Raw genomic sequence first — 25599 nt, forward strand, 5'->3', positions numbered from 1 at the left:
TTCCCCGGACAGGACCACCTTTGCCGCCGAGACCTTGAACTGCCTGTCGTATCGCTTTCTTCTTTGGGTCATCTTGAACACCTTTCGCTCTTAACTAGGTGTCCAATTCATCATACCCACTCCACCATTGGAATCCTCCGATGCGCCTTCGCACGCTCGCATGACCTCGATACCATGCGAGCGTGCGAACTCGACGAGCTCTGCGTTGCGGGCGTTTATGGTGCCGAAGGCGGCGGGGCACACGATAAGGCGCGCGCAGTGGACGAGGAGCTCTTTGGCGCGGGCTATGGTTTTATCCCCGATCGGCTCGAAGGCGCGCTCGGCTACGCATTCCGTCGCCAGGTCGCGCGCGAGCTCGCAGTCGATGTCCCCTTCGTGCAGAACGCCCGCGTAGAACGCCTTGCCCTGCCGGATGAGCTGGCGAAACACAGCCGATCCCGTACCTGCGCCGGCGATGACGAACGTGTGCGCATCGCCGTGTGGGTGCCCAATTTCCACGCTGCCGAAGCGCTCGTTGAAGGTGCCATGTTGAAGGCCGTAGAGCTCGCCAATCGTCTCGCGCGTGAATATGTCCTCGGGTGCGCCGGCGCGGAAGACCCGGCCGTCCTTCACGCAAATCACCTTGTCGGCGCTTTTCTGCGCGAGCTCGAGTTCGTGGATGGACATGATGACAGCCACATTCCGCGATTTCGAAAGGTGGCGAAGTATTCGCAGCAGGTCGATCTGGTAGCGGATATCGAGATACGACGTGGGCTCGTCGAGCACGAGCACACGCGGATCCTGCGCGATGGCGCGTGCGAGCATGACGCGCTGGCGTTGCCCGTCGCTTATCTGCATGAAGTCGCGCTCGGCGAGCTCTTCCACATGTGCGGTTTTCATGGCCTCGTCGACCCGATTATGGTCATCGGGCGTGAGTGTTCCCATTCGCCCGGTGTAGGGATGCCTTCCCGCCTCTACGATATCGCGGCAGGTGAGGAGTTCGGTCCGGGGGCGATCTGTCAGCATAACGGCAAGGTTCCTTGCGAACTCCGCCGTCTTCCATCGGGAAATCTCCCGCCCGTCGAGCTCGACCGCGCCGGCAAGCGGTGCCAGATGGCGTGTGATGGTTTTCAAGATGGTCGACTTGCCCGAGCCGTTCGGCCCGATGAGCGCCACGACGTCGCCCGCGCGAACCTCCAGATCGACGCCTTCGACTACGACCTTCTTGTCGTAGCCCGCCGACAGGTCGCTTATGCGGAAAAGCGGTGCTCCGTCAGCCTGCGTTTCGACCGGGGTTTCGAGGTTCGACTCCGCTCGGAGGAGGCGTTCCGCGCGCAGTTCCGCACGAGCCGAAAGTGCCTTCTGGCGCTTTCGTGCGAGCTCAGGACTGTCTAAGCATGGAATGTCCCCTCCGAGCGTTTTAGACCGTGGCACGAATTCCCCCATCTACCTCACCCGCTTCTTCAACATGAGCGCGATAACCACCGGCGCGCCGAAGATGGCGGTGACGGCGCTGATGGAAAGCTCGACGGGAGAGAACAGCGTGCGCGCGATCAAATCGCAGCCCGCGCAGAAGATGGCGCCTCCCAAGAAGCATGCAGGAATCACGCGGATGGGCTTCGACGACTTCAGCGCCGACTTAACGAGATGCGGAACCGCGATGCCTACGAACGACACCGGACCAGCGAACGCGGTCACGCAGGCGGAGAGCATGCTCGCTAGAAGGACGAGCACCACGCGGAAGCGTGCGACGTTCACGCCGACGCTTTTCGCGTAGGCTTCTCCCAGCTGGAAGGCGGAAAGGGGCTTCGATATCGCGAATACGCATGCGCTCACGGTGATCACCACGACCGCGATGACCGCGATGTCGTCCCAGCTCGAACCCGAGAAGCTACCCAAAGACCAGTTGTGCAGGTTCACGATGGACTGGTCGTCGGCGAAGGCGATAAGGAAGTTCGTCGCCGCCGAGCAGATGTATCCCACCATGACGCCAGCCACGATGAGCATGGCCATGGAACTTATGCGCCGTGCGATGAGGAGCACGAAGCCGATGGTGATAAGCGAGCCCAGAAACGCTGCGGCCACCATGGCCGGCGAGGACATGGCCTGGTTCGCGCCCAGAAGTACGATCATCGTAAGCGCGACGACGAACTTTGCGCCCGAGGAGACGCCCAAGATGAACGGGTCGGCGATGGGGTTGTTGAAAAACGTCTGCAGCAGGAACCCGGAGAGGGAAAGCGCCCCGCCGAGAAGCACGGCTGAAAGCACACGCGGCAGGCGAATCTCCCAGATGACTTGGCTTTCCATGGAATTGGCCGCGCCGCCCGAAAGGATGCCGGGGATGTGGTCTGCGGGCACGAGCACGCTCCCGATGCACAGGTTGGCCCCGACGAGCACGATGAGGGCAACAGCGAGCAGCGCCGTCACGACGCGACACCGCGCGGCGCGCCCCGATTCGTCGTATGTCATGGAAAGCCGGCTTCTCATGACGCTAGCCAAGCTTCCTCAGATAATGTAAGTCGCTCGCGTCATCGCCGGTGAACGCCCCGTGCAGCTCGTCGATAATGTCGGCGGTAGAAGTCATCTGCTGGTACATGTCGGCGCTTGTGACCCAGACATTGCCATTCTTCACGGCTTTGAACTGCGACAATAGCGCGTTTTTGCCTACAAAGTCGTTCAAGGTGACAATCGATTTGTCGATGGCGCCGTTGTAGACGATGATGTCGGCATCCTTCGCCGTCGCGTAGAAGCGCTCCATTTCAAGCGTTACTGACGAACCTGACGTCGACGCCGTCTGCGCGTCATCGAGCGCGTAGCTGCCGCCTGCAAGCTCGATCATCTGCGCCACGTAGTCGCCCGCCCGCCGCGTGACGGCGGCCCCGTTCGAGTTAATGTAGAAATACGCCACGGTTTTACCTGACGACGCGAGCCCCGACGTTTGCTCGACGCGGGCCTTCTGCTCGTTGAACAGGTGCGCGGCCTCGTCTTCCTTGTCGAACAGGACGCCGAAAAGCTTAATCCACTCGACGCGCCCGAGTGCTTCGGGCTCGCTCGACGACTGTTCGGTGAGCACGACGAGCCCGAGTTTCTGCAGCTTTTCCTTCACATCGGGCGTGTGGTTGATCATGGTGTTCTCGATGGCGAGCGTGCAGCCCGAGGCCGATATTCGCTCGTAGTCGGGCGCGCTGTACTTGCCGCCGTAGGCGATCGCCCCACTTTCGAGCGCGCTTTTGAAGCCCGCGACCGAGCAATCGTCGGCCTTCGTGCCCGACATGAGGATATTGTCGTTCGCATCGAGCGCGTCGACCAGGCACATCGTCGCCGACGACACGAGGTACACCTTGTCGGCGGGGCGCTTTATGACCGCGATGTCGGAGCTCAACCCATCAGGTACCTTTGCATTTTGCGGCACCACGAGGAAGCGCTCCCCGTTCGAAATGCAGATAAGCCGCAGGCCGCCTTCGTACTCGTCGACAGTGAAGTGCTCGGCGTATTCAAGCTGAAGCGTCCCCGTCGGCTTCCAGCCGCAGCCCAAATCGGCGTTGTGGAAGTCGGCCGCGGCGTTTGAAGCCGTTCCCGCAGGGGAGCCGCCGCTTGCTTCGTCGCCCGATTTCTCCTTCATGGTGGATGAATCGAAGTGGAGCGTGTAGTCGATGGTGTGCGGCGTTGACATGGCGACGGTCTCGGCCGACACGGCGATGTCCTCGTCGAGCGTGACGGGTATCTCGAACGTGGAGTTGCCGCCGTCGTTTACGGGCGCGTAGTCCACGCCGTTGACGGTCATTTTGTCGTAGTTCGAACTCGACCAGGTGATGGTCGCGGTGTAGGTGTCGCCATCCTTCACAATTGTGGTGGGTGAGGCGATGCTTGCGCGCCCTGACCCGCCGGAGAGCGAGACGCTCACAGTGTATTCCTGAGAGCCTGCCGTGCCACCGGTCGCGTTCGGGCTCGCACTGCACCCCGCGAAGGGAAGCGCGAGCAGGGCGACGAGAACGCAGGCGATCGCGCGCACCGCGATGCTGCGACGCTTCCTGCTTTCCCCCTTGGGAAGAATCGACCGCATGGCGTTACTTCAGTGCGTCGGCGCGTAGATCGACGCCGGCGGATTCGAACACGAGCGTGCGGTCGTACCACTGCTCTTTTCTAATACTCCACGCGGCGCAGGCGGTGTCCTCGTCGAGCGCTTCAACGGGCACGTCGTAGGTGTACTTGCCTTCCGCGTTTTCCACATAGGGGATGAAGTCGGCCTCGCTCGCGGCGGCAGCCTCGTCGCCCGTGCCCATGAAGAGCTTGCCGTAGCCCGTGCCGGAAAGCGTCATCACGCAGTGCATGGAGCCGTTTTCCACGATGAGCTGGGCGTCCACAATCCTGAACATGTTCGAGCTGGAATCTACGGTGATTGGATAGGTGCCGTCGGCCACCTTGTCGGCGGTGATGGGGGCAGCGCTTGCGCCCTCGGGCGCATCGGCCGCCTGTTCGGTCTTTTCCTGGGAATCGGCATCGCTTGCCTTTGCGCTGTCGATTGAATTTCCGCCGCAGCCGGCGAGCGAGAACGCGAAAAGCGCCGCTGACAGGGCGAAGGCGAGGGTTTTCTTCAACATGGAGGGGGTTCCTTTCAATCGCTTCGACCGCCCGCGCCGTGCGGTGGGCTGACGGGATGCGAATGCAACGGGCATGCGCCGTCAGTCGGGGAAGGCGCATGCCCGTTGCACGGGGACGCGACCGGCGCCCCCGTGCGCGGCGAGTTTACAGCTTGGCGATGGCGTCGTCCACGTGCGAGACGTAGATTTCGTCGACCGCGACGTTCTGTCCCAGACCCTGGAGCAGGCACGTCACTTCGAAGCCGGCGGCCACGAACTTCGCAGCCCAGCTGTCGGGGTCGGTCTCGTCTGCCATGTCGTTGTTCGCGTGGTCGCCCGCGACCACCATGAACGGCGCGAGCACGGCCTTCTTGTAGCCTGCGGCGCTCGCGGCGGCGATAACATCCTCGCAGGTCGGTTCAGCCTCGACGGTGCCGACGAAGAACTGCGTCAAGCCCTCGTTCTTAAACACTTCCTGCATCTTGGCATAGTCGGCGTTGGAATCGGCTTCGGTGCCGTGACCCATGAGGCACAGCGCCGTCTTGCCGTCGTCGAAGGACGCCATGTTCTCCTTAATGGCTGCGGCCACCTTCTTGTAGTCGTCGTCGGAGGTGAGCAGCGGGTCGCCGAGCGAGATCTTGTCGAACTTGTCGGCGTACTTGTCGAGCTCGTCTTTCACGTCGGTGTATTCCAGGCCACCCATGAGATGCGTCGGCTGCACGACGATTTCCTTCACGCCGTCTTCCACGCAGCGGTCGAGCGCCTCGGTCATGTTGTCGATCGTGATGCCGTCGCGCTTCTTCAGCTTGTCGATGATGATCTGCGCGGTGAAGGCGCGGCGGATGTCGTAGTCCTGCCAGTACTTCTCGCGGATAGCGTCTTCGATGGCGCCGATGGTGATGTGGCGCGAGTCGTTGTAGCTCGTGCCGAAGCTCGTGACGAGGATGACCGGCTTCACGGCCTTCTCCTTTTCACTCGATTTCTCGGAACTCGCGGAGGTGTTGGAGCAGCCCGCGAGCGCGATTCCGGCGAGCGCGACGGCTCCGGTTGCTGCGGCGCCCATGAAGCCGCGGCGTGACATCTGGTCGGACATGGTTTTTCCTTTCCTCGGTTTGCCGGTCCCCCGGCGACAGTTGCTTGTCGGCACAAGCGAAAGAAAAGCGCACCCCTCGGGGTTCACAAGGAGCTAACGCCACGGCGATGCCGTGAGGAAAAGGCGAAGCAGTCTGGCTTGGGGCGCGAGGCGGTTCGCCCGCGCGTCCTATACAGTAATGTCCCTTGCCCAGGATTCCCACCTGGTTCCCTCCGCAAGCCAGCGCGGGCTGTGCGGGCGCCGCGCCGGTCATTTCCTTTTATCCGATTGTCATATGCTCGTTGCCGAATCTTTTACTATGATAGTGGGCACTTGTGAACGTGTCAAAGCCAGGGCGGGCGGCATTGCGCCTCCTGCCTGCGTATTTGCGCCGATTGCCGCCGCAGGCGCCGTGTTTTGCCCGCTGCGCGAATGGCGGCGTAAACGGTTGCGATGAGAAACGGGAAGGGAAGGCTCTGATGATTCATATCGTTGGCGCAGGCTCGGGCGCCGCCGACCTTATCACGCTGCGCGGGGCGCGCCTTCTACGCGCAGCCGACGTGGTCGTTTGGGCGGGAAGCCTTGTGAACCCCGAGCTGCTCGCCGAGTGCAAGGAATCCTGCATCGTCTACGACAGCGCGCACATGACCTTGGAGGAAGTGCTCGACGTGATGTGCGCGGCAGATGCGCGGGGCGAGGACGTGGTGCGCCTGCACACGGGCGACCCGTGCCTGTACGGCGCCATCCAGGAGCAGATGGACGCGCTCGACGCGCGCGGCGTGGACTACGAGGTGGTGCCCGGCGTGTCGAGCTTTTGCGGTGCCGCGGCGGCGCTTCGCCAGGAATACACGCTGCCGGGAATCAGCCAGTCGGTCGTGATCACGCGGCTTTCCGGACGTACCCCCATGCCCGCGGGCGAGGGCATGCGCACCATGGCGGAAAGCGGCTCGACTATGGTCATCTTCCTGAGCTCGGGTATGCTCGCCGAGCTTTCCGCCGAGCTTTTGGCCGCGGGCCGCAGCTCCGACGAGCCGGCGGCGCTCGTGTACAAGGCGACCTGGCCTGAGGAGCGCGTGGTGCGATGCACAGTGGGCACGCTCGCCGATGCGGGCGCGCGAGAGGGCATCGACCGCACGGCGCTCGTGGTGGTGGGCCGCGTGCTCGGGGCTCGCGGCGGGCTTGCGCACAACGGCGCGCAAGCGGAGTCGTACGAGCGCAGCAAGCTTTACGACCCTTCGTTTGCCACGGGGTATCGGAAGGCGAGCAGCTAGCGTGGCCTTCGAGCACTACATATATACCGGGACGACCCGCCTGCGCTGCGGCTATACCACGGGGAGCTGCGCCGCGCTCGCGGCGAAGGCAGCCTGCGAGATGCTCTTGTCACGAAAGCCCGTCGGCCTCGTGTCGATCGTCACCCCCGGCGGGCTGCCCGTCGAGACGGACGTGGTCGACGCATGCATCGGCGAGGGGTGCGCCCAGTGCGCCGTGCGTAAGGACGCAGGCGACGATGCCGATGTGACCGACGGCGTGCTCGTGTACGCGCGCGTGGAACATTCGGGGTCGGGCACGGGTGCTGCGGACAGCAAGGACGTGCCCGCGCACGAATCGGAAGTTTCCGTCGATGGCGGCGTGGGCGTGGGGCGCGTGACGTTGCCCGGGCTCGAGCAGCCGGTGGGGGCGGCCGCCATCAACGCGACGCCGCGCGCGATGATCACTTCGGCGGTGCGCGAGGTGTGCGCCGCGCACGGCTTTTCTGGAAATATTGCTGTGACGATTTCGGTACCCGAGGGCGTTTCCCTTGCCGAAAAGACCTTCAACCCGCACCTGGGGATAGAGGGCGGCATCTCCATCCTGGGCACGACGGGCATCGTCGAGCCGCGCAGCCTCGCTGCCTTGCGCGACAGCATCGAGCTCGAGATCCGGCAGCATGCGGCTATGGGGCGGCGCGGAGTCGTGCTCACGCCCGGCAACTACGGCGGGCAGTTCATCTCGGGGCATTTCCACCTAAACGGTGCGCCGGTGGTCTTCATCTCCAACTTTGTGGGCGATGCGATTGATTGCTGCGTTCGCGAGGGATTCACCAATGTCCTTCTTGTGGGACACATCGGCAAGTTGGTGAAGGTCGCGGGCGGCATCATGGACACCCATTCGCGTACCGCCGACTGCCGCGCGGAGATTCTGGCCGCCCACGCGGCCATGGCCGGCGCGGGTGCGAAGACCGTGCGCGAGATCATGACGTCCGTCACGACCACGGTGGCGCTCGAGGTAATCGAGGCCGCCGGCGTGGGGGACGCTGCGCGCGCCTCGCTCGCTGCGGCAATCGAGGACAGGTTGCGCCGCCGCGCGGCGGGCGCATGCGACATCGCCGCGGTCGTGTTCGACGCCGAGCGCCGTGAGCTTTTCCGCACGTCGGGTGCCGATGCAGTTATCGGGGAATTGGGGGCGACGTATGAGTAAAGGCGCGCTGTACGGGGTGGGCCGCGCAATCGGCTGGCCGGGGACGAAGGTGGTCATGAAGGCGCGCCGCTCGCTTGCGGACACGAAGCGCATCCTTCGCGAGGAGGGCGCCTTCGACGGTGCCGAGCTCGTAGAGGACTGTGGGCTTCCTGGCGAGCGCGTGTACCGCTCGGTCGACGATGTGCCCGATCGGGGCAGCTACTTCTCGACGATGGTGGTGCGCTAGATGAGGGTTTCCTGTATAGCGTTCACTGAGAGGGGATATGCGTTGGCGGAGCGCACCGCACGCGCGCTTTCCGATTGCGCGCAGACAGGTGAAGATGACCCTGGCTGGGACGTTTCCGTTTCGCGCGGGTTCGGCGAGGGGAAGGCCGACCTGCGCGCATGGACGGCGCTCGCGTGGGAAGCGTCGGATGCGCTTTTGTTCGTGGGCGCGGCGGGCATCGCCGTGCGGGCGATCGCGCCGCATGTCGCCTCAAAGGCAACCGATTCCGCGGTTGTGGTGATCGACGAGGCGGGGCGCTTTGCCGTCTCGCTTTTGTCGGGGCATTTGGGCGGTGCGAACGAGCTTGCGCAAACTGTGGCACGCGCGGCAGGGGCCATCCCCGTCATCACCACGGCGACCGACGTCCGCGGCGTGTGGGCGGTGGATACGTGGGCGCGCTGTGCGGGGCTCGCCGTTTCGAATCCCGAGGCCATCAAGCGAGTGTCGGCGCGGCTTCTTTCGGGCGGGCGCGTGGCGCTCTATTCCGACATGCCGATTTCGGGACAGCCGCCTGAGGGGGTTGACATTGCGTCCGACCGCGCTCGGGCCGATATCGTCGTGTCGCCGTTCGCTGGCGCGAATGCAGGTGCGTCCGTGCGCGAGGCGGAGACAACGGGCGAGGTCGTGCCCGCCGGTGAGACGGGGAAGCCGGCGGGCGGGCGGGCGCAGGCGCCTGCGCCCGAGCCGCTTCGCCTTGTTGTGCCCTGCATCGTTGCGGGCATAGGGTGCCGTCGCGGTGCGTGCGTCGAAGCGATCGGGGAGGCGTTTTTTCTCGCGTGCGGGCAGGCGGGCATCTCGCCTTCGGCCGTGCGCGAGGCGGCGACGATCGACGTGAAGGCGCACGAGGAGGGTCTGCTCGCCTTCTGCCGCGCGCGCAATATCCCGCTTGCGACGTATTCCGCAGAGGAGTTGTCGCAGGTCGAAGGCAGCGTTTCGCCATCTGATTTCGTGCGTGCGACGGTGGGGGTCGACAACGTGTGCGAGCGCGCGGCGCTCGCGGACGGGGGCAAACTTATCTTCCCGAAGCTCGCTCACGGCGGCGTGACCGTCGCGTTTTCCAAGGTAACTATCGAACTTTCGTTTAAGGAGCGGTGATGGGAAAGCTCTTCGTGGTGGGGATCGGCCCGGGCGGCCCCGACGGCATGACGATTGCGGCCCGGCGCGCGCTCGAGGCGGCCGACATCGTTGTGGGGTACACGAAATACGTGGAGCTCGCGCTCGCCGCCGTGCCCGACGCGGCGCATCTCGCGACGCCGATGATGCACGAGGTCGAACGGTGCCGCCTGGCGCTTTCGCGTGCGCAGAGCGGAGAGGCCGTGGCGCTCGTGTGCAGCGGTGACGCGGGCGTGTACGGCATGGCGAGCCCCGTGCTGGAGCTTGCGGAGGACTACCCCGATGTAGACGTGGAAGTTATCGCCGGGGCCACCGCGGCTCAGAGCGGGTCGGCGGTGCTCGGCGCCCCGCTTGCCGACGACTTCGCGGTCGTGTCGCTCTCCGACCTGCTCACGCCATGGGAGGTCATCGAGCGCAGGCTCGCCGCCGTGGCGAGCGCCGACTTCTGCATCTGTTTGTACAACCCGCGCAGCAGAAAGCGCGCCGACAGGCTCTCGCGCGCGGCGAAGATTATGCTCGAATGGAAGGGCCGCGACACGCTCTGCGGCTGGGTACGCAACATCGGGCGCGAGGGGCAGCAGTCGGGCATGTGCAGGCTCTCTGAGCTGGGGGAGATCGACGCCGACATGTTCACCACCGTGTTCGTCGGCAACGCGGACACGAAGCGCGTAGACGGCCGTATGGTCACGCCGCGCGGGTATCGGGAGATTCCATGCGAAAGGTAACGATCATCGGGGCGGGGCCCGGAAACCCCGACTTGCTCTCGCGCGCGGCGCTCGACGCGATCGACATCGCCGACGTGGTCATCGGCGCTCATCGCGCGCTTGCCGGCATCGACGTGCCGCCCGACGTTGTGAGATGCGAGCTCGTGAAGACGGCGGACATCGTCGCCGCGCTCACCGATGCGGCGTCGTGGCAGCGCGCCGTGGTCGTGATGACGGGCGATGTGGGGCTGTTCAGCGGCGCGCGCCGCCTGGTGGAGGCGCTCTCCGGCAACGCGCAGGTGGACGTGCGCGTCATTCCCGGCATAAGCTCAGCGTCGTATCTCGCCGCGCGCCTCGCGCGTCCATGGCAGGATTGGCGCTTTGCGAGCGCTCACGGCGTGGCGTGCGACATCGTGGCCGAGGCCGAGCGCGCAGGTGAGCTCTTCCTCGCCACGTCGGGCGGGGAAGACCCCTCGCGGCTTTCCGGCGAGCTTGTGCAGGCGGGCTTCGGGGACGCGCGCGTGACGGTGGCCGAGCGCCTGTCGTACCCCGACGAGCGCATCACCTGTACGACCGCAAGTGAAATCGCAGGTCAGACGTTCGACGACTTGAACGTGATGCTTATCGATTTCGCAGGCGGCGCCGGGTCGCCTGCGGGCTCTAGCGCAGCCTCCGAGGCGCCGGCCGGCGCGTCTGCGCCCGCGGCGGCTTCTTCCGCGGTGGACTCTGCGAGCGCATCCCGCGCCGCGAGCTCCCGCTGGCCGTACACTTCCTCGGGCATTCCCGACGAGCTCTTCATTCGCGGTGACGTTCCCATGACCAAGCAGGAGGTGCGAGCCGTCGCGCTCGCGAAGCTGCGCCTTACCGCGACCGACACCGTGTGGGACGTCGGCGCCGGCACGGGGAGCGTGTCGATCGAGGCAGCGCTCGTCGCGCGAGCGGGGTCGGTATGGGCGGTCGAGCGCAACGCGGCCGGCGTGCGGCTCATCCGAGAGAACGCGGATGCATTCGGGTGCGGCAACGTGCATGCGGTCCCCGGTGTCGCTCCCGAAGCGCTCGCGAAACTGCCTGTCCCCGACGCCGTGTTCGTCGGCGGGAGCGCGGGCGAGCTTCCCTTCATCGTGGAGGCGGCGCTCGAGAAGAACTCGCAGGTTCGCCTGTGCGTGCCATGCGTCACCGTTGAGACGCTCACCGAGGCGTGCGCGCTCCTCTCGGGTTCGCGCTTTAAGGGGTTCGAGGCGTGCCAGGTGTCGGCCGCCCGCGCCGAGGCTGTAGGCTCGCACCATCTCATGAAGGCGCAAAACCCCGTGTTCCTCGTCAGCGCGCGTGGTGCAGGTGGGGAAGGCGGCGCCCGGTGAGCACGACCATCCCGCGCTTCATGGTCGCTGCGCCCTCGAGCGGGAGCGGCAAGACGGTCGTTACGTGCGCGCTCCTGCGCGCGCTCGCGCACCGCGGCCTCGCATGCGCGGCCTTCAAATGCGGCCCCGACTACATTGATCCGCTCTTTCATCGTCGCGTCGTGGGCGCGCGCTCGGGCAACTTAGACGGCTTCTTCACCGACGCCCCGACGCTGCGCGCCCTGCTCGCACGCGGCGCGGCGGGCGCGGATGTCGCGGTGCTCGAGGGGGTCATGGGCTTCTACGACGGCATGGCGCCCGGCGTGGCCGACGCGAGCAGCTACCAGGTTGCGCGCGACACGGAAACGCCGGTCGTTTTAGTGGTGAACGGGCGCGGGGCGTCTTTATCGCTCGCCGCCGTAATTCGCGGCATCGCCGAGTTCCTGCCTTGTGCGAACGTGCGCGGCGTCGTGCTGAACAAGACGAGCGCCGCTGCCTGCGCCTACGCGGCGCCTGCGATCGAGAAGCACACGGGCGTCGCGGTTTTGGGTAATATTCCCGCCGACGAGGCGTTCTCGCTCGAAAGCCGGCATCTGGGGCTTGTGACCGCCGACGAAGTCAAGCAGCTCTCCGCGCGCATCGACAAGATGGCCGAGCTGTTGGAAAAGAGCGTCGACGTTGAGCGCTTGCTCGAAATAGCGGCGACGGCACCCGATATCCGCGAGGAACCTTACCGGTTGGAGCCGATCGCGGGAGTGCGGCCCATCGTCGCCGTCGCGCGTGACGAGGCGTTCTCGTTCTTCTACGAGGAGAACCTGCGCGCGCTCGAGGATCTGGGTTGCGAGCTGGCCTATTTCAGCCCCCTGTGTGATAGCGAGTTGCCCCGGGGGACAAGCGCCCTCTATCTGGGAGGTGGCTACCCGGAGCTCCATGCGCGGCAGCTCTCCGAGAACGCGCCGATGCGCGAGGCGGTGCGGCGCGCGGTGGAATCTGGCATGCCGACGGTTGCCGAATGCGGTGGGTTTCTGTACCTGCAGCGCGAAATCGCCGATAGCGAGGGGCGGCGCTGGCCTGTTGCGGGCGCCCTTGAGGGCGCAAGCGAGAACGGGGGAAGGCTGTCCCATTTCGGGTACGTGGAGCTCACTTCCCAACGCGACGGGCTCTACGGGCCGCGCGGCACACGCATCCGCGCGCATGAGTTCCACTACTGGCAGTCCACCTGCCCGGGCGGCGACTTCTGGGCGCAGAAGCCCCGGCGCGACAAGGGCTGGCCGTGCATGACGACCACTCCGTCCCTGGTTGCGGGCTTCCCGCATGTGTACTATCCTGCGAACCCCGACGTTGCGCGCTCGTTCGCGTCTGCCGCAGCGTCGTTAGCAGAGAGGAGACGGCATGGCTGAAGCAACCGAAACCGTGCTTGCCTGCATCCGCGAGGAAGTCGAGCGCGCGTTCTCGTCGGCGCCAGGCGCCGTGCTCGAAGCCGCGCTCTCCCGGATCGCGCCCACAGACGAGTGCGCCCGCGCCGCCGCGTACGCCGCGTGGGACTCCATCGCGCACCCCTTGGGGGGATTGGGCGACTTTGAAGACGCCGTCGCGTGTATCGCCGCAGCTCAGGGGGGCGCGGAGGTGGCCGAGTTTCCTCGTGCGCTCGCGGTATTCTTTTCCGACAACGGGGTCGTTGCCGAAGGCGTGTCGCAAAGCGGGCAAGATGTGACGCGAGCCGTCGCGCGCAACATGTGCGAGGGGGCCACGAGCGCCTGCCGCATGGCAGCGTTCGCGGGTGCCGATGTCGTGCCCGTCGACGTGGGTATGGCCCGGGGCATAGAAGACGCGCGCATGGTACGCGCGAACGTGCGGCGGGGGAGCGGCAACATCGCGCACGGCTCCGCTATGTCTCGCGATGGGGCCGTGCGCGCGATCGAGGTCGGAATCGCCGTCGCGTGCGGGCTTGCCCGCGCCGGCGTGCGCCTTCTCGCCGCGGGCGAGATGGGCATCGGCAACACGACCACCTCGGCGGCGGTGGCCGCAGTGCTCATCCGGACGGACGCGCGGAGCCTCGTCGGGCGCGGCGCGGGGCTCTCGGACGCCTCGCTCGCGCGCAAGCGCGACGTGGTCGAGCGCGCTATCGACGCGAACTCGCCCGATCCCGCCGACCCGATCGACGTGCTCTCGAAGGTGGGCGGTTTCGACATCGCGGCGATGTGCGGCTTCTACCTGGGGGCCGCGGCCTCGAAGGCGCCGGCGCTCCTCGACGGGGTCATATCCTGCACGGCAGCCCTGTGCGCGGCGCGCCTGTGCCCCAACGCCTTGGGCTACCTCGTGGGCACCCACGCATCAAGCGAACCCGCAAGCCAGGAGCTCCTTCGCGAGCTCGGCATAAAGGCACCCCTCGACGCAGGCATGCACTTGGGCGAGGGCGCGGGCGCCATGGCGTATCTGCCCCTTCTGGATTCGGCGCTGCGCGTGTACCGGGATGGGAAGACGTTCACGGCGACTGGCATGGCTGCTTACGAGCATTTCGAGGCCGGGAAATGGCGGTGACGCTCGTCATCGGCGCCGCCGCGAGCGGCAAGAGCGCCTACGCCGAGTCCCTGTGCCTCGGGCACGACGGCCCTCGCGTGTACCTGGCAACGATGGAGCCCTTCGGGGAAGAGGGCGCCCGCCGCATCGCGCGCCATCGGGCGCTGCGCGAGGGCAAGGGGTTTTCCACCCTCGAGCGCACGCGTGACGTGGGCGCCGCAGTGCCCGGGCTTCCGCGCGGCTGCACGCTTCTTTTGGAGGACGTGGGCAACCTGGTTGCAAACGAGCTTTTCGCGGAAGGCGGCTTGTCCCCACGTGACCCCGACGCTGCGGCGCGCGAGGTGCTCGGAGGCATCGAACGGCTCGCTCAGGCCGCTGCGTATACGGTGGTGGTCACCGTCGACGTGTTCGCCGATGGGATGCGCTACGATGAGGGGACCGAGACATGGAGGCGCGCGCTCGCGTGCGTGAACGCGGGCGTTGCGGCGCTGGCCGACCGCGCAGTCGAAGTGGTATGCGGGATTCCCGTGTGGATGAAAGGCGAAGGACCTACAAGGTGAAGATAGCAGAGGCAATCGGCGCGGCGTTCGGAACGTTCTCGCGCGTCCCCGTCCCGAAATCGGCCTGGACCGATTTCGGATCAACCCATGCGCTTGCCGCGTTTCCCCTGGTGGGCCTTGCGGAAGGCTTCCTCATGACGGCGTGGGGGCACGTGGCGAACCTGCTCGGCGTGCCCGCGACCATCGTCGCGGCTGTGCTCGTGGCGCTGCCTGTGGCGGTGACGGGAGGCATCCACCTAGATGGGCTCTGCGACACCTCCGATGCGCTTGCAAGTTGGGCCCCGCGCGAGCGAAAGCTCGAGATCATGCACGACCCGCGGGCGGGCGCCTTCGGGGTCATCGGTGTTGTCGTGTACCTTATTCTGCAGTTTTCCCTGTTCACCGCGCTGCCGCTTACGGCGGGGGCGTTCCTCGCGCTTCTGTGCTCGCTCGTGTTCTCCCGCGCGCTTTCGGGGCTCGCCGTTGAATGCTGGCCTGCCGCGCGGGCGGACGGCATGGCCGCGGGGCTCTCGCCTTCGAAGAAGCGCGCGGCGATCGTCGTGCCGCTTTGCGCTTTCGCTGCGGCTTCGGCTGCAGGGATGGTCGCGTGCGCTCAGGCCGTCGGCGCCCTTATGGCGGTGGCGGGGCTTTTGGCGCTCGCGTGGTACCGCCATGTTGCCCTGTCCCGCTTCGGCGGGGTGACGGGGGATTTGGCCGGATGGTTTCTGCAATGGGCCGAGCTCGCGATGCTTGCCATGCTGGTGGCGGGGGGCATGCTCCTATGATGCTCGTGGTAGGTGGCGCACATTCGGGGAAGAAGACCTTCGTGCGCGAAAAGCTCGGGTTCGTGGCGGACGATTTCGTCGACGCGGCGCAGCTTGCGGAGGGCGGCGTGCCCGCGTCTTTTTCCGGCCGCGTCGCGTACCGTGCTGAGGAACTCGTACGCGCGCTCGACGCTGACCGGGCGCTCGAGCGGCTGATTGGCTTCGACGCAGTGATTCTGCCCTTGGTCGGCTCGGGGGTCGTCCCCATGCGTGCGGAAGACGCCCAATGGCGCGAGCGCGCGGGGCGCCTAGGATGCTCGCTTGCTGCGCGCGCCGACGTCGTCGTGCGCATGACGTGCGGGATTCCCCAGGTCATCAAAGGAAACCTTGCCGATGCGCCTCGAGGGACGCAGGGCGCGGGCGCGCCTTTGGAAGTCGTCTTCGTGCGCCATGGTGCCACGGCGGGCACGGAAGACCATCGCTACAGCGGGGCGGGCACCGACGAGCCCCTGTCGAGCGCGGGCGAGCGCGTTTTGCGCGAGCTCGCGTGCGATCGTGACGTGTTCCGTGTTATCACGAGTGGCATGGCCCGCACCGACCAGACGGCACGCATCCTCTTCCCGAATGCGGAGCTTATGGCATGCCCCGGTCTGCGCGAGATGGATTTCGGTGACTTCGAGGGGCGAAGCGCCGCCGAGCTTAAAGAGGATGCGCGCTACCGCGCCTGGGTAGACTCCTGGTGCGAGACGCGCTGCCCGCATGGCGAGGGCAAGAGCGATTTCACCCGCCGCGTCGTCGCGGCGTTTCGGGAGGCGTGCGAATCGGAGCGCGCCCAGGGGAGTGGGCGCGCCGTCTTCGTCGTTCACGCGGGTACCGTGAAAGCGCTGCTTTCCGAGCTTGCTGTCCCGAAAATGGAATACTTCGACGTGCATACCGAGCCGGGCGGCGCATGGGCCGCCACCTGGGATGGGCGCTGCCTTCGCGACGTTCGCCCCGCTTCGGGGGGCGATGCCCGGTGATGACGATTCTTGCCGTCGCCGCCGGGTTCGCGGCCGACCTTGCCTTCGGCGACCCGCGCTGGCTTCCCCATCCCGTCGTCGCCATGGGGCGCGCGATCACGTGGGCCGAAGGCCGCCTGCGGGGCGCATTCCCGCAAACGCCCGCGGGCACGCGCGCCGCAGGGCTTGTGCTCGCCGTGGCGCTTCCGCTTGCGTGTGGACTTTTGACCTGGGGAATCCTGCATCTTTGCGGCATGGTTCACTCCGGCTTGCGCTTCGTGGCCGAGGCATGGGCGAGCTATCAGATTCTCGCGGCATGCGAGCTGCGCCGCCAGAGCCTGGCCGTGGCCCGCGCGTTCTCGAAGGGCGGCCTTGTCGCGGCGCGCGAAGCCGTCGGGCTCATCGTGGGACGCGACACGTCTGTTCTCGACGAGCAGGGCGTCGCGCGCGCCGCCGTGGAAACGGTGGCGGAGAACGCGAGCGACGGCGTCATCGCGCCGCTTTTCTACCTTATGATCGGGGGTGCGCCCTTGGGCATGGCGTACAAGGCGGTGAACACGCTCGACAGCATGGTGGGCTACAAAAACGAGCGCTACATCGACTTCGGCTGCGCCTCGGCGCGCCTCGACGATGCGGTGAACTGGATTCCCTCGCGCTTATCGGCCCTGCTCATGATCGCCGTGTGCCCGATCGTCGGGCTCGATGCTCGCGGGGCGGCGCGCATCTGGCGCCGCGACAGGCGTCGCCATGCGAGCCCCAACTCGGCGCAGACCGAGTCAGCGTGTGCGGGCGCGCTCGGGCTGCGCCTGGCAGGACCCGCGGTGTATTTCGGCAAGCTCGTTGAGAAACCGACGATAGGCGACGCGTCCCGCGAAATCGAGTGGGGCGACATCGCCCGGGCGACTAGGCTCATGCTCGCCGCGTCCGTATGCGCGCTCGTCGTCTTCGGTGCCGCACGCGCGGCGGTCGTGCTCGCCGTGGGGGCGATGGTATGAGGGAAGACCACGCCGCGTCCCGGGCTGCCGGGGGAATCCTGCGCGCCCGTGCGCATGGGGGTAGCACGCAATCGCTCGGCATCGCTTGCGAAGGGGGCGCCTCCGACCTCATTGACTTCTCGGTGAACGTGAATCCGGCAGGCCCCTCGCCGCGCGCCGTTGCCGCAGCTTGCAAGGCGCTTTCTCGAATCGACGCCTACCCCGATAGGGAAAGTCTCGCCCTCGTTCGCGCCCTAGCACGCGCCCAGGGCATTCCCGAAGATACTATCATCTGCGGCGCGGGCGCGTCCGACATCATCTGGCGGCTCGCCGCGGCGGTACGCCCGAAACGCATCGTCGTGTGCGCGCCGACGTTCTCTGAATATGCGGAGGCGGCATCGTACTACGGCGCATGCGTGCAGGAGTTCCCGCTCTCCGAAGCGGACGACTTCGACGTGCCCGCCTCCTTCGCCCGCGCGATCGAGGGGCCGGGAGACGTGGCGTACCTCTGCAATCCGAACAACCCGACGGGGCGCCTCGTCGACCCCCGCGTGATCGATGCCGCGGCTTGCCACTGCGAGCAGGTGGGCGCGCTGCTCGTCGTGGACGAGTGCTTCCTCGGATTTGCGCCCGACGCCCGCGAAAGGAGCGTGGCCGCACGCGCCGCGTGTTCGCACCATGTGGCCGTACTCTCCGCGTTCACCAAGCTCTACGGAATGGCAGGGTTGCGGTTGGGGTATCTGATCAGCGGAAACGCCCAACTCATCGAGGGGATTCGCCGGGCGGGGCAGGCGTGGCCCGTCTCCTCGGTCGCCGAGGCCGCGGGCATCGCCGCCCTGGAAGACGTCGAATACGTCTCGCGCACGCGCGATGTATTGGCGGGCGAGCGAGCGTGGCTTTCCCACGAGCTCTCCTCGCTCGGGCTTTCCGTCGTGCCGTCGGATGCGAACTTCCTTTTAGTCCGCACGCCGGCGAAAGACATCCCCGAGCGCCTGTATAAACAGGGGGTTTTGGTCCGCACGTGCGACTCGTTTTCGGTACTGTCCCGTTTCTGGTGCCGTGTCGCGGTGCGCACGCGCAAGGAGAACGCCCGGCTTGCGATGGCGTTAAGCCGCGCGCTTCGGGCGGAAGGCGCATCGGGCGAAGACGAACCCGACGAACGGGGCGGCGCTTCTTGCAGCGGCGCTATGGCGGGCGCGGATGGCCGAGGCTCGGCGAAGGAGGTCGATACCCGTGGGTAGGGCGAAGCCCATCATGATCCAGGGCACCATGTCGAACGCGGGGAAGAGCCTGCTTGCGGCGGGGCTGTGCCGTGTGCTTTCGCAGGACGGCCTGCGCGTGGCTCCCTTCAAGAGCCAGAACATGGCGCTCAACAGCGGTGTCACGGCCGACGGGCTCGAGATGGGGCGCGCCCAGATCATGCAGGCCGAGGCGTGTGGCATCGTGCCCGACGTGCGTATGAACCCCATCCTGCTCAAGCCCGAAAGCGACCACCGAAGCCAGCTCATCGTTGCCGGCAAGGCGCAGGGAGCCTTCGCTGCGAGGGACTACTTCGCGCGAAAGAAGGCGCTCATGCCGCAGATTTTGGAGTCGTTCGATTCGCTCGCGGAGGAAAACGACGTCATCGTCATCGAGGGCGCCGGCAGCCCCGCCGAAATCAACCTTGCCGAAAACGACATCGTCAACATGGGGCTCGCGCGCGCCGTGTCCTCCCCCGTGCTGCTCGCGGGCGACATCGACCCAGGCGGGGTATTTGCCCAGCTCTACGGCACGGTCGCGCTCTTTGCGCCCGAGGATCGCGCGCTTTTGCGGGGGCTTGTTGTGAACAAGTTCCGCGGCGATGTGGAAATCCTCCGCCCGGGTTTGGCCCCGCTCGAGAAGATGTGCGGGGTTCCCGTCGTGGGGGTCGTGCCGTTTCTTACGCTCGACCTGGACGACGAAGACTCGCTCGCGCCGCGCCTATCTGCCCGCGAGGCGCGCGGCGTCATCGACGTCGCCGTCGTGCGCCTTCCGCATCTGTCGAACTTCACCGACTTCGACCCGCTTTCGCGCGTGCCCGGCGTGGGCGTGCGCTACGTTTCCTTGACGACCGATCTGGGCCGACCCGACCTGGTGGTGCTTCCCGGCTCGAAGTCCACGGTCGACGACGCGCGCTGGCTTGCGGCTAGCGGCATCGGAGCCTGTGTACGCGCACTTTCGGGCGCGGGCACGCCGGTGCTCGGCATATGCGGTGGCTACCAGCTTTTGGGAGACGAGCTTTCCGACCCGCACGGCAGGGAAGGCGCTGGCACCGCGCGCGGGCTCGGGCTCATCCCTGCAAGTACGGTGTTCAAGGAGGAAAAGCGCCTCGCCCAGTCGGAGCTGCGCATCACGGGCGCCCAAGGCGCGTTCTCGGTGTGGAACGGCATGACGGCGCGCGGGTACGAGATTCACGACGGCGAAACGACCGTCTCCTGCGCCCCTGCGGGCACGATTGGCGGCAAACCAGAAGGCGCGGCCTGCGGAAACGTGTTCGGAACCTATCTCCACGGCCTGTTCGACGAACCGGGGGTGGCACTCGCCCTCGCGCGCTCGCTCGCGCGCATGCGCGGCCTGCCCGAGAGCGTCGTGGGTGCTGAGGGCGCGGTGTCCGCGGCCGATCACCGTGCGCGCGAGTTCGACCGCCTGGCCGACTCCGTGCGCGGGGCGCTCGACATGGAGTATGTCTACCGCATTATCGAGGAGGGCTTATGATCCACGTGTATCATGGCGACGGCAAAGGCAAGACCACGGCGGCGATGGGGCTCGCCCTTCGCATGCTCGCCGCAGGCCGCCGCGTCGTCGTCGTGCAGTTCCTGAAAGACGGCGAAAGCGGGGAGGCGCGCCTGCTCGCCGAGCATTTCGGCGTGCCCGTGTTCGCGGGGAAGGCGTCGGACAAGTTTACCTGGTCCATGACGTCGGAAGAACTTGCCGCGACGCGCGAGTTGCACGATGGGAACCTCGCTTCCGCGCTCGCCGAGCTCGAGGGCGCGCAGGATGGGCTGCTCGTGCTCGACGAGGCGCTCGACGCGCTTTCGAAGGGGCTTGTCGACGAGGCGCTCGTGGACCGCGCGCTCGATATGTCCGCGCGCGGCGTCGAAGTAGCGCTCACCGGGCGCGCGCCTTCCCGCAAGATCGTGGAGAAGGCCGACTACATAACCGAGATGCGGTGCGAGAAACACCCCTACGAGCAGGGGATATGTGCAAGGGAAGGAGTGGAGTACTAGATGGATTCCAAGGAGATGGCGCCCGGCGACATCGAGCGGCGCAGCTTTGAAATCATCACCGAAGAGCTCGGCGGCCGCACGTTCCCGCCGCTCGAAGAGCCCGTCGTGAAGCGCGTCATCCACACCACTGCCGACTTCTCGTACGCCGATTCCCTCGTGTTCACCCATGACGCCGCGCACTGTGCGCTCGACGCACTGCGCGCAGGGGCCACGGTGCTCACCGACACGAACATGGCGCTCGCAGGCATAAGCAAGCCCGCGCTCGAGAAGATCGGCTGCCAGGCCGTGTGCTATATGGCCGACCCGGATGTCGCCGCAACGGCGCGCGCCGCGGGCACGACTCGCGCCGTTGCGAGCATGGACAAAGCTTGCGGCATCGAGGGTCCGCTCATCGTGGCCGTCGGCAACGCTCCCACAGCACTTCTGCGCCTCGCCGAGCTCATGGACGCGGGGAAGATCGCGCCCGCGCTCGTCGTTGGGGTGCCGGTTGGGTTTGTGAACGTGGTCGAGGCGAAAGAGGAGCTACTCGCGCGACGCGTGCCGGCCATCGTCGCGAGGGGTCGCAAGGGCGGCTCGACCGTGGCGGCCGCCATTATGAACGCGCTGCTCTACCAGATCACGCGCCCAGGCGGCCCGAAGTGACGGCCCCCGCATCCGCGCCGGCGCTGCGCATCTTCGCCGGCACCACCGAGGGCCGCCTCCTGTGCGAATGGGCGAGCGGGGCGGGCATCCCCGCCCGTGCCTACGCGGCAACCGAGTACGGAGGCGAACTTTTGGGCGAGCTTCCGGGCATCGAGGTGCATGCGGGCAGGCTCGACGAGGCCGACATGGAGCGTGAGCTTTCCGGCGCGCGCATCGTCGTCGACGCCACGCACCCCTTCGCTACGCTCGCAAGCGGCAACATCCGGGCCGCTTCGCTCGCCGTGGGTGCACGATGCCTGCGCCTTACGCGCCCGGTCGAGGCGCTGCCCAAAGGCGTCGTGTCGGTCGCGTCGATCGCCTGCGCGGCGCGCTTTCTCTCCGAGAACCCGGGTCGCGCGCTTCTCACGACGGGGAGCAAGGAGCTTGCTCCCTACACGCGCGTCGCCGATTTCGCGGAGCGCTTCTTCGTGCGTGTGCTCCCTCTGCCCGGTGCTATAACGAAGTGCATCGACGCGGGGTTTTCGCCGTCGCACGTCATCGGCATGCAGGGGCCCTTCACCCGCGAGCTCAACGAGGCGATGCTTCGGCAGGTGGGCGCCCAGTGGCTTGTGACCAAGGACTCGGGAACCGTAGGCGGCACGGCCGAGAAGATCGCCTCCGCGCGCGACGTGGGAGCGCGCTGTATCGTGGTCGCCCGTCCCGCCGAGGGAGGCGGGGCCCTTTCGCTTAGGGAAGTGGAAGACGCGCTCTTACGGGAGTTCGCGCGCTAGGCGCTCGCCGCGCATGCGTGCCCTCCCGCCTGCGAGGAGGAGCGCCCCGAGCAAGCTCGACCCGTACAAGCCTGTCATCCGTCAATCGCTCGAGGACGACGCACGGAACTGGCGCAAGCAGCCCTTCAATAAGTTGCGGTGAAATAGCGTCTGTTTTTGCTGCTAAATAGCATATTCAGTCCCTAATTCACCGAAACTTGTTGGTGGTGGCTTACTGGTAGCGTAGGCATTCCACCGGGTCGAGCTTTGCTGCACGGCGAGCGGGGTAGAAGCCAAAGATTACGCCGATGCCGACGGAGACGGCGAAGGCCAGCAATACCGTGGCGATTGAAAAGCTCGGTGTGATTTGCCCGCTGGCACCGAGCTCGCCAAGAATCCCGGATCCGGAGGCAAACATCGCAAGAGCCCAGGCCAGCAGATAGCCAATCAGGACACCCAACAGTCCGCCGGTGACGCACAGCGCCGAAGACTTGGCCAAAAACTGCGCGGTGATATCGCGACGACTGGCGCCCAGAGCACGGCGGATGCCGATCTCGCGGATGCGTTCAGATACGTTGGTGAGCATCATATTCATAATGCCGATACCGCCGACAAGCAGCGAGATGCTGGCGACAGCGCCCATGATGAGCGAGAACGCGCCCATAAAGGAGTTGAGTGTATCGATGGCGCTTTTCATGGATGTTGCCGATACACTGTCGTACTCCTCCTCCTCCTCGATGCCCTTCATCGCGCGCACCTTTGACTCGATGGTCTTACAAAGCTCATCCATGTCCGTGCCCTCGGCGGCAAGTGCTGTCACGCTGGGGAATGAAGGATTCTCGTCGCCAAACAGCCCGGAGATGGTTTCGCGTGGCATATACAGCGTGAGCGAGCCCATGGAGTCGCTGCCGCCATCAATCACGCCTACAATCTGCACCTCGCCGTTGGACACCTTGATGGTTTTCCCCAGCGCATCATGTTCGTTGCCGTAAAGCTGATCGGCGCCGCCGCGGCTGATGAGCGCCACGCGCGAGCCTGATTGGGACTCGGCCTGGGAATAGGTGCGCCCCGCAACGAGCTTGCTGGCCCCCACGGCGTCGAGCATGTCGCTATCGACACCCTGTGCCATGACGGTATAGCTTTTATCGCCGGTCTTGTACTCGGTGTACGCGCTGTCGACAATTCCGATCTGCTCTATCTGCGGCACTAGTTTTTGAAGCTTCTGAACGTCAGAATCGGTGAGTTCTTGGGACGAATAAATCTGAACCATACGAGCTGCGTTGAGGCCCAGGCTGTTGACCAAGCTGCTTTGGATGCCGCCGATGAGCGAAGTCATGGCAATAACCGAGGCGATGCCGATTACAATGCCCAGGATGGTGAGCAGGCTGCGTCCCTTGTTGGCCTCGAGCGAGTGAAGGGCTTCCTGGATGAGATCGCGGGCGCTCATGCCATCTCTCCTTTCGGCGGGTTGGCGGAGGCGGAAATCATGGGCAGGCTATCTACGGCGCTGCGCAGGGTCCGCGGTGCATGTGGAATATACGCGCCGTCGTGAATGCGACCGTCGCGGATGGTCACGGCACGGTCGGCCTCGGCGGCGATGCCGGGGTCGTGTGTGATAAGCACGATGGTTTTGCCGCGCTTCTGGAGCTTATGGAAGGTCTCCATCACAAGCGCTCCAGTGGCGGAGTCTAGGTTTCCCGTCGGCTCGTCGGCCAGAATGATGGGCGGGTCATTGACGAGGGCGCGTGCGATGGCGACGCGCTGCATCTGGCCGCCCGAGAGCTCGGATATGCGGTGGTCCCAGTGGTCGACGGGCAGCGTGACAGCCTGCAGCGCGTGCACGGCGCGCATTTCGCGCTGGCTACGGGGCACATTGGTGTAGGCCAGCGGCAGCATCACGTTTTCGATAACCGACAGGCGCGGCAGCAGGTTGAAGCTCTGAAAGACAAAGCCAATGCTCAGGGCGCGGACTTCGGTGAGCTCGTCATCATCGAGCTCGGCCACGTTGAGCCCTTGCAGGTAGTAGTCGCCCGCCGTCGGTTTGTCCAGGCAGCCTAGGATGTTCATGAGCGTTGATTTGCCCGAGCCCGAGGGGCCAGTGATAGCGACGAATTCGCCGGGTTCTACCGCCAGGCTCACGTTGTGCAGGATGTGGGCGCAACCCGCCTCGCTCTCAAAGATGCGGTGTACGTTGCGGATGTCGATAACGGGACGCATTACATGCCCTCATCGTCAGACATACTGCCCGAATCCGCGCTGTAGCCGCCGTCAGCCGTTGCGTTCGCTCCGGTGTCCATGACGAGAGTGTCGCCATCGCGCAGCTTGGTAACCGGCACGTTGGGGTTGATCTCGTTGCCCTGGTCGTCGCGCTTGACCTGTGTCTTACCGACTACGGCTTCGTTGTCGTTTTGCGTCACGACGGTCACCTTCACGCGACGGGTTTGCTTGCCCTCGTCATCAGTCGCCACGTTGACATAATAATGTTCGCCGTCTTCGGTCATGAGCGCCATCGTCGGCACCATCACCACGTCGTCGAGCTGCTCGGTCACCACCGTGACCTCGGCCGTCATGCCCGGCTTCAGGCGCGCGTCGGGCGCCTCGATGAGGATGTCGACATTAAAGGTCACGCTGCCGCCGCCACCGTTAGCGGCGTCGGAGTTTGCCACCGAAGCGATGGCCGTGACCGTTCCCTGGCTCACGATATCGGGAAACGCGGGACACGTGACGTTGGCGCTCTGCCCAACAGCGATCTTGGCGATGTCCTTTTCGCCCACCCGCACGGTCACCTTCATCTTGGATAGGTCGGCGATCTGCATGCACTGCTTGCCGCCGCTCGTATCGCTTTCGCCCATGATCATGCCGCCTGTTACCGTGGCGCCCACCTTGGCGTTGAGCTCCACGATGCTACCCGAGCTCGGGGCCGTGACCGTACGGCTGGCGGCCTTGGCGTTCGCCTGGTCGAGGTTTGCCCGGGCCGATGCGAGGCTGCGCTGCGCGGCCGATACGGCGTTCGTGTCCGCCGATGCGGCGGAGATGCCAGCTGCTGCGGAAGCTCCATCAACGTCCGTCGTTGGGGTGGCCTGCGCGGCGGCTGCGGCTTTCTGTGCGTTGGCGAGGTCTTCCTGGGCGGCTGCAACTGCACGCTGCGCCTCGGCAACGTTGCGATCGAGCTCGTCGTTTTTAATGGTCATAAGCACGTCGCCCTCGTTGACGGATTGGCCTGCCTGCACGTTGATAGAATCGACCGTGCCGTCGACAGAAGGCGAGACCACTGAGGACGAAATGGGTTTGAGCTGGCCTTTCGCCTCGACCGTTGTGGTAAACGTGCCCTCGGTCACCATGTCGGTCACAGGCCCGCTAGTGCCCTGTGGCTGCGCATTGATAACCAGGGTTGCGACAATGGCAATGAGCGCGATGGCACCTACGACGCCGGCGGCAATACCGCGTCGAATCAGCTTTTTGCGTCGACGTTCGGCACGTTTTGCCTTGAGCTTGGCGTATGCCTCTTCATCGGAAATCTCGACCGTATCGTTCGTGCGTCCGCTCTGCTTGTCGGCATGTTCGTTTGTAATCAGAGGAATCGTTTCGGTGACATCTTCGGGCGTGTGTTCGGTATCATCCGGGCCCGGGGTGATCGTGGGGACATTCGGCATAGCGTCTC

At 65.8% G+C, this 25599-nt stretch carries 25 protein-coding genes; 17 read left to right on the plus strand and 8 right to left on the minus strand.

Translation table 11 applies throughout. From position 1 onward, the window contains the following. Window positions 1-90 precede the first annotated feature (90 nt). The 5 genes from RX395_RS04500 to RX395_RS04520 form a co-directional block, all read right to left on the minus strand. On the minus strand, window positions 91-1425 hold the full coding sequence (locus tag RX395_RS04500) for an ABC transporter ATP-binding protein (protein ID WP_316365777.1): 1335 nt from the start codon (window positions 1423-1425) through the stop codon (window positions 91-93). Next, window positions 1426-2448, minus strand: coding sequence for a FecCD family ABC transporter permease (locus RX395_RS04505; RefSeq protein ID WP_316365778.1), 1023 nt, complete (start codon window positions 2446-2448; stop codon window positions 1426-1428). A gap of 22 nt (window positions 2449-2470) precedes the next feature. Further along, complete coding sequence (locus tag RX395_RS04510; protein WP_316365780.1) at window positions 2471-4042, minus strand: ABC transporter substrate-binding protein; 1572 nt, start codon at window positions 4040-4042, stop codon at window positions 2471-2473. A 4-nt stretch (window positions 4043-4046) separates the two neighbouring features. Continuing rightward, entirely contained in the window at window positions 4047-4580 is a 534-nt protein-coding gene (locus RX395_RS04515) for a hypothetical protein (RefSeq protein WP_035138217.1), read from the minus strand. 145 nt (window positions 4581-4725) lie between these two features. Further along, window positions 4726-5652 carry a sirohydrochlorin cobaltochelatase gene (locus RX395_RS04520; RefSeq protein ID WP_316365782.1) on the minus strand — a complete coding sequence of 309 codons (927 nt, stop codon included), beginning with the start codon at window positions 5650-5652 and terminating at the stop codon, window positions 4726-4728. A gap of 458 nt (window positions 5653-6110) precedes the next feature. Here RX395_RS04520 and cobM point away from each other — a divergent pair, with 458 nt between their 5' ends. Genes cobM through cobK form a run of 17 tightly spaced genes read left to right on the plus strand, consistent with a single transcriptional unit; the run spans window position 6111 to window position 21959 of the window. Next, window positions 6111-6902, plus strand: a complete 792-nt coding sequence (cobM, locus tag RX395_RS04525) for a precorrin-4 C(11)-methyltransferase (protein WP_271761214.1) — start codon at window positions 6111-6113, stop codon at window positions 6900-6902. Window position 6903: 1 nt separating this feature from the next. Then, a complete protein-coding gene (gene cbiD / locus RX395_RS04530) occupies window positions 6904-8088 on the plus strand; it encodes a cobalt-precorrin-5B (C(1))-methyltransferase CbiD (protein ID WP_316365785.1) in 1185 nt (394 codons plus the stop codon). Continuing rightward, on the plus strand, window positions 8081-8314 hold the full coding sequence (locus tag RX395_RS04535) for an SAM-dependent methyltransferase (RefSeq protein ID WP_316365787.1): 234 nt from the start codon (window positions 8081-8083) through the stop codon (window positions 8312-8314). The genes cbiD and RX395_RS04535 overlap by 8 nt, the downstream gene beginning before the upstream one ends. Continuing rightward, window positions 8315-9448 (plus strand): cobalt-precorrin 5A hydrolase, encoded by a 1134-nt coding sequence (locus RX395_RS04540; protein WP_316365789.1) that lies wholly within the window; start codon window positions 8315-8317, stop codon window positions 9446-9448. It abuts the gene before it with no gap. Then, on the plus strand, window positions 9448-10191 hold the full coding sequence (gene cobJ, locus RX395_RS04545; RefSeq protein WP_316365791.1) for a precorrin-3B C(17)-methyltransferase: 744 nt from the start codon (window positions 9448-9450) through the stop codon (window positions 10189-10191). The genes RX395_RS04540 and cobJ overlap by 1 nt, the downstream gene beginning before the upstream one ends. Further along, the gene (cbiE, locus tag RX395_RS04550; RefSeq protein WP_316365793.1) at window positions 10179-11528 is read left to right on the plus strand and encodes a precorrin-6y C5,15-methyltransferase (decarboxylating) subunit CbiE; all 1350 of its coding nucleotides are present in this window, start codon (window positions 10179-10181) and stop codon (window positions 11526-11528) included. Before cobJ ends, cbiE begins: the two co-directional genes overlap by 13 nt. Then, a complete protein-coding gene (locus RX395_RS04555; RefSeq protein ID WP_316365794.1) occupies window positions 11525-12907 on the plus strand; it encodes a cobyrinate a,c-diamide synthase in 1383 nt (460 codons plus the stop codon). Before cbiE ends, RX395_RS04555 begins: the two co-directional genes overlap by 4 nt. Next, entirely contained in the window at window positions 12900-14048 is a 1149-nt protein-coding gene (locus RX395_RS04560) for a nicotinate-nucleotide--dimethylbenzimidazole phosphoribosyltransferase (protein ID WP_316365796.1), read from the plus strand. Before RX395_RS04555 ends, RX395_RS04560 begins: the two co-directional genes overlap by 8 nt. Then, complete coding sequence (locus tag RX395_RS04565) at window positions 14039-14587, plus strand: bifunctional adenosylcobinamide kinase/adenosylcobinamide-phosphate guanylyltransferase (RefSeq protein WP_316365797.1); 549 nt, start codon at window positions 14039-14041, stop codon at window positions 14585-14587. The genes RX395_RS04560 and RX395_RS04565 overlap by 10 nt, the downstream gene beginning before the upstream one ends. Continuing rightward, window positions 14584-15351 carry an adenosylcobinamide-GDP ribazoletransferase gene (locus tag RX395_RS04570; protein ID WP_316365799.1) on the plus strand — a complete coding sequence of 256 codons (768 nt, stop codon included), beginning with the start codon at window positions 14584-14586 and terminating at the stop codon, window positions 15349-15351. Before RX395_RS04565 ends, RX395_RS04570 begins: the two co-directional genes overlap by 4 nt. Then, on the plus strand, window positions 15285-16349 hold the full coding sequence (locus tag RX395_RS04575; protein ID WP_316365801.1) for a histidine phosphatase family protein: 1065 nt from the start codon (window positions 15285-15287) through the stop codon (window positions 16347-16349). Before RX395_RS04570 ends, RX395_RS04575 begins: the two co-directional genes overlap by 67 nt. Then, complete coding sequence (cbiB, locus tag RX395_RS04580) at window positions 16349-17323, plus strand: adenosylcobinamide-phosphate synthase CbiB (protein ID WP_316365802.1); 975 nt, start codon at window positions 16349-16351, stop codon at window positions 17321-17323. The genes RX395_RS04575 and cbiB overlap by 1 nt, the downstream gene beginning before the upstream one ends. Continuing rightward, window positions 17320-18543: a pyridoxal phosphate-dependent aminotransferase gene (locus tag RX395_RS04585; protein WP_316365804.1), complete on the plus strand. Its 1224-nt coding sequence runs from the start codon at window positions 17320-17322 to the stop codon at window positions 18541-18543. The genes cbiB and RX395_RS04585 overlap by 4 nt, the downstream gene beginning before the upstream one ends. After that, the gene (locus tag RX395_RS04590; protein WP_316365805.1) at window positions 18536-20035 is read left to right on the plus strand and encodes a cobyric acid synthase; all 1500 of its coding nucleotides are present in this window, start codon (window positions 18536-18538) and stop codon (window positions 20033-20035) included. The genes RX395_RS04585 and RX395_RS04590 overlap by 8 nt, the downstream gene beginning before the upstream one ends. After that, the gene (locus tag RX395_RS04595; protein ID WP_316365807.1) at window positions 20032-20547 is read left to right on the plus strand and encodes a cob(I)yrinic acid a,c-diamide adenosyltransferase; all 516 of its coding nucleotides are present in this window, start codon (window positions 20032-20034) and stop codon (window positions 20545-20547) included. The genes RX395_RS04590 and RX395_RS04595 overlap by 4 nt, the downstream gene beginning before the upstream one ends. Then, window positions 20548-21189: a precorrin-8X methylmutase gene (locus RX395_RS04600; protein WP_316365809.1), complete on the plus strand. Its 642-nt coding sequence runs from the start codon at window positions 20548-20550 to the stop codon at window positions 21187-21189. After that, window positions 21186-21959 (plus strand): precorrin-6A reductase, encoded by a 774-nt coding sequence (cobK, locus tag RX395_RS04605; RefSeq protein ID WP_055286487.1) that lies wholly within the window; start codon window positions 21186-21188, stop codon window positions 21957-21959. Before RX395_RS04600 ends, cobK begins: the two co-directional genes overlap by 4 nt. A 211-nt stretch (window positions 21960-22170) precedes the next feature. On the opposite strand, the gene RX395_RS04610 is transcribed toward cobK, so the two are convergent. From RX395_RS04610 to RX395_RS04620, 3 genes are read right to left on the minus strand one after another with little or no spacing between them, the layout of a single operon-like run. Beyond that, window positions 22171-23385 carry an ABC transporter permease gene (locus tag RX395_RS04610; protein WP_316365813.1) on the minus strand — a complete coding sequence of 405 codons (1215 nt, stop codon included), beginning with the start codon at window positions 23383-23385 and terminating at the stop codon, window positions 22171-22173. Continuing rightward, window positions 23382-24155 carry an ABC transporter ATP-binding protein gene (locus RX395_RS04615; protein WP_138340805.1) on the minus strand — a complete coding sequence of 258 codons (774 nt, stop codon included), beginning with the start codon at window positions 24153-24155 and terminating at the stop codon, window positions 23382-23384. Before RX395_RS04615 ends, RX395_RS04610 begins: the two co-directional genes overlap by 4 nt. Then, window positions 24155-25591, minus strand: coding sequence for an efflux RND transporter periplasmic adaptor subunit (locus RX395_RS04620; protein ID WP_316365816.1), 1437 nt, complete (start codon window positions 25589-25591; stop codon window positions 24155-24157). Before RX395_RS04620 ends, RX395_RS04615 begins: the two co-directional genes overlap by 1 nt. Between the last annotated feature and the right edge of the window lie 8 nt (window positions 25592-25599).

This window comes from Collinsella aerofaciens (assembly GCF_032584215.1).
GTDB lineage: Bacteria > Actinomycetota > Coriobacteriia > Coriobacteriales > Coriobacteriaceae > Collinsella.

Bases quoted from the DNA above. Each gene is read 5' to 3' on its own strand.
- RX395_RS04560 (WP_316365796.1), top strand. From the start codon at position 12,900: ATGGCTGAAGCAACCGAAACCGTGCTTGCCTGCATCCGCGAGGAAGTC.
- RX395_RS04520 (WP_316365782.1), bottom strand. From the start codon at position 5,652: ATGTCCGACCAGATGTCACGCCGCGGCTTCATGGGCGCCGCAGCAACC.
- RX395_RS04510 (WP_316365780.1), bottom strand. From the start codon at position 4,042: ATGCGGTCGATTCTTCCCAAGGGGGAAAGCAGGAAGCGTCGCAGCATC.
- RX395_RS04540 (WP_316365789.1), top strand. From the start codon at position 8,315: ATGAGGGTTTCCTGTATAGCGTTCACTGAGAGGGGATATGCGTTGGCG.
- RX395_RS04500 (WP_316365777.1), bottom strand. From the start codon at position 1,425: ATGGGGGAATTCGTGCCACGGTCTAAAACGCTCGGAGGGGACATTCCA.
- cobM (WP_271761214.1), top strand. From the start codon at position 6,111: ATGATTCATATCGTTGGCGCAGGCTCGGGCGCCGCCGACCTTATCACG.
- RX395_RS04515 (WP_035138217.1), bottom strand. From the start codon at position 4,580: ATGTTGAAGAAAACCCTCGCCTTCGCCCTGTCAGCGGCGCTTTTCGCG.
- RX395_RS04585 (WP_316365804.1), top strand. From the start codon at position 17,320: ATGAGGGAAGACCACGCCGCGTCCCGGGCTGCCGGGGGAATCCTGCGC.
- RX395_RS04615 (WP_138340805.1), bottom strand. From the start codon at position 24,155: ATGCGTCCCGTTATCGACATCCGCAACGTACACCGCATCTTTGAGAGC.
- RX395_RS04575 (WP_316365801.1), top strand. From the start codon at position 15,285: ATGGTTTCTGCAATGGGCCGAGCTCGCGATGCTTGCCATGCTGGTGGC.
- RX395_RS04535 (WP_316365787.1), top strand. From the start codon at position 8,081: ATGAGTAAAGGCGCGCTGTACGGGGTGGGCCGCGCAATCGGCTGGCCG.
- cbiE (WP_316365793.1), top strand. From the start codon at position 10,179: ATGCGAAAGGTAACGATCATCGGGGCGGGGCCCGGAAACCCCGACTTG.
- RX395_RS04505 (WP_316365778.1), bottom strand. From the start codon at position 2,448: ATGACATACGACGAATCGGGGCGCGCCGCGCGGTGTCGCGTCGTGACG.
- cobJ (WP_316365791.1), top strand. From the start codon at position 9,448: ATGGGAAAGCTCTTCGTGGTGGGGATCGGCCCGGGCGGCCCCGACGGC.
- RX395_RS04610 (WP_316365813.1), bottom strand. From the start codon at position 23,385: ATGAGCGCCCGCGATCTCATCCAGGAAGCCCTTCACTCGCTCGAGGCC.
- cbiB (WP_316365802.1), top strand. From the start codon at position 16,349: ATGACGATTCTTGCCGTCGCCGCCGGGTTCGCGGCCGACCTTGCCTTC.
- RX395_RS04600 (WP_316365809.1), top strand. From the start codon at position 20,548: ATGGATTCCAAGGAGATGGCGCCCGGCGACATCGAGCGGCGCAGCTTT.
- RX395_RS04565 (WP_316365797.1), top strand. From the start codon at position 14,039: ATGGCGGTGACGCTCGTCATCGGCGCCGCCGCGAGCGGCAAGAGCGCC.
- RX395_RS04595 (WP_316365807.1), top strand. From the start codon at position 20,032: ATGATCCACGTGTATCATGGCGACGGCAAAGGCAAGACCACGGCGGCG.
- RX395_RS04620 (WP_316365816.1), bottom strand. From the start codon at position 25,591: ATGCCGAATGTCCCCACGATCACCCCGGGCCCGGATGATACCGAACAC.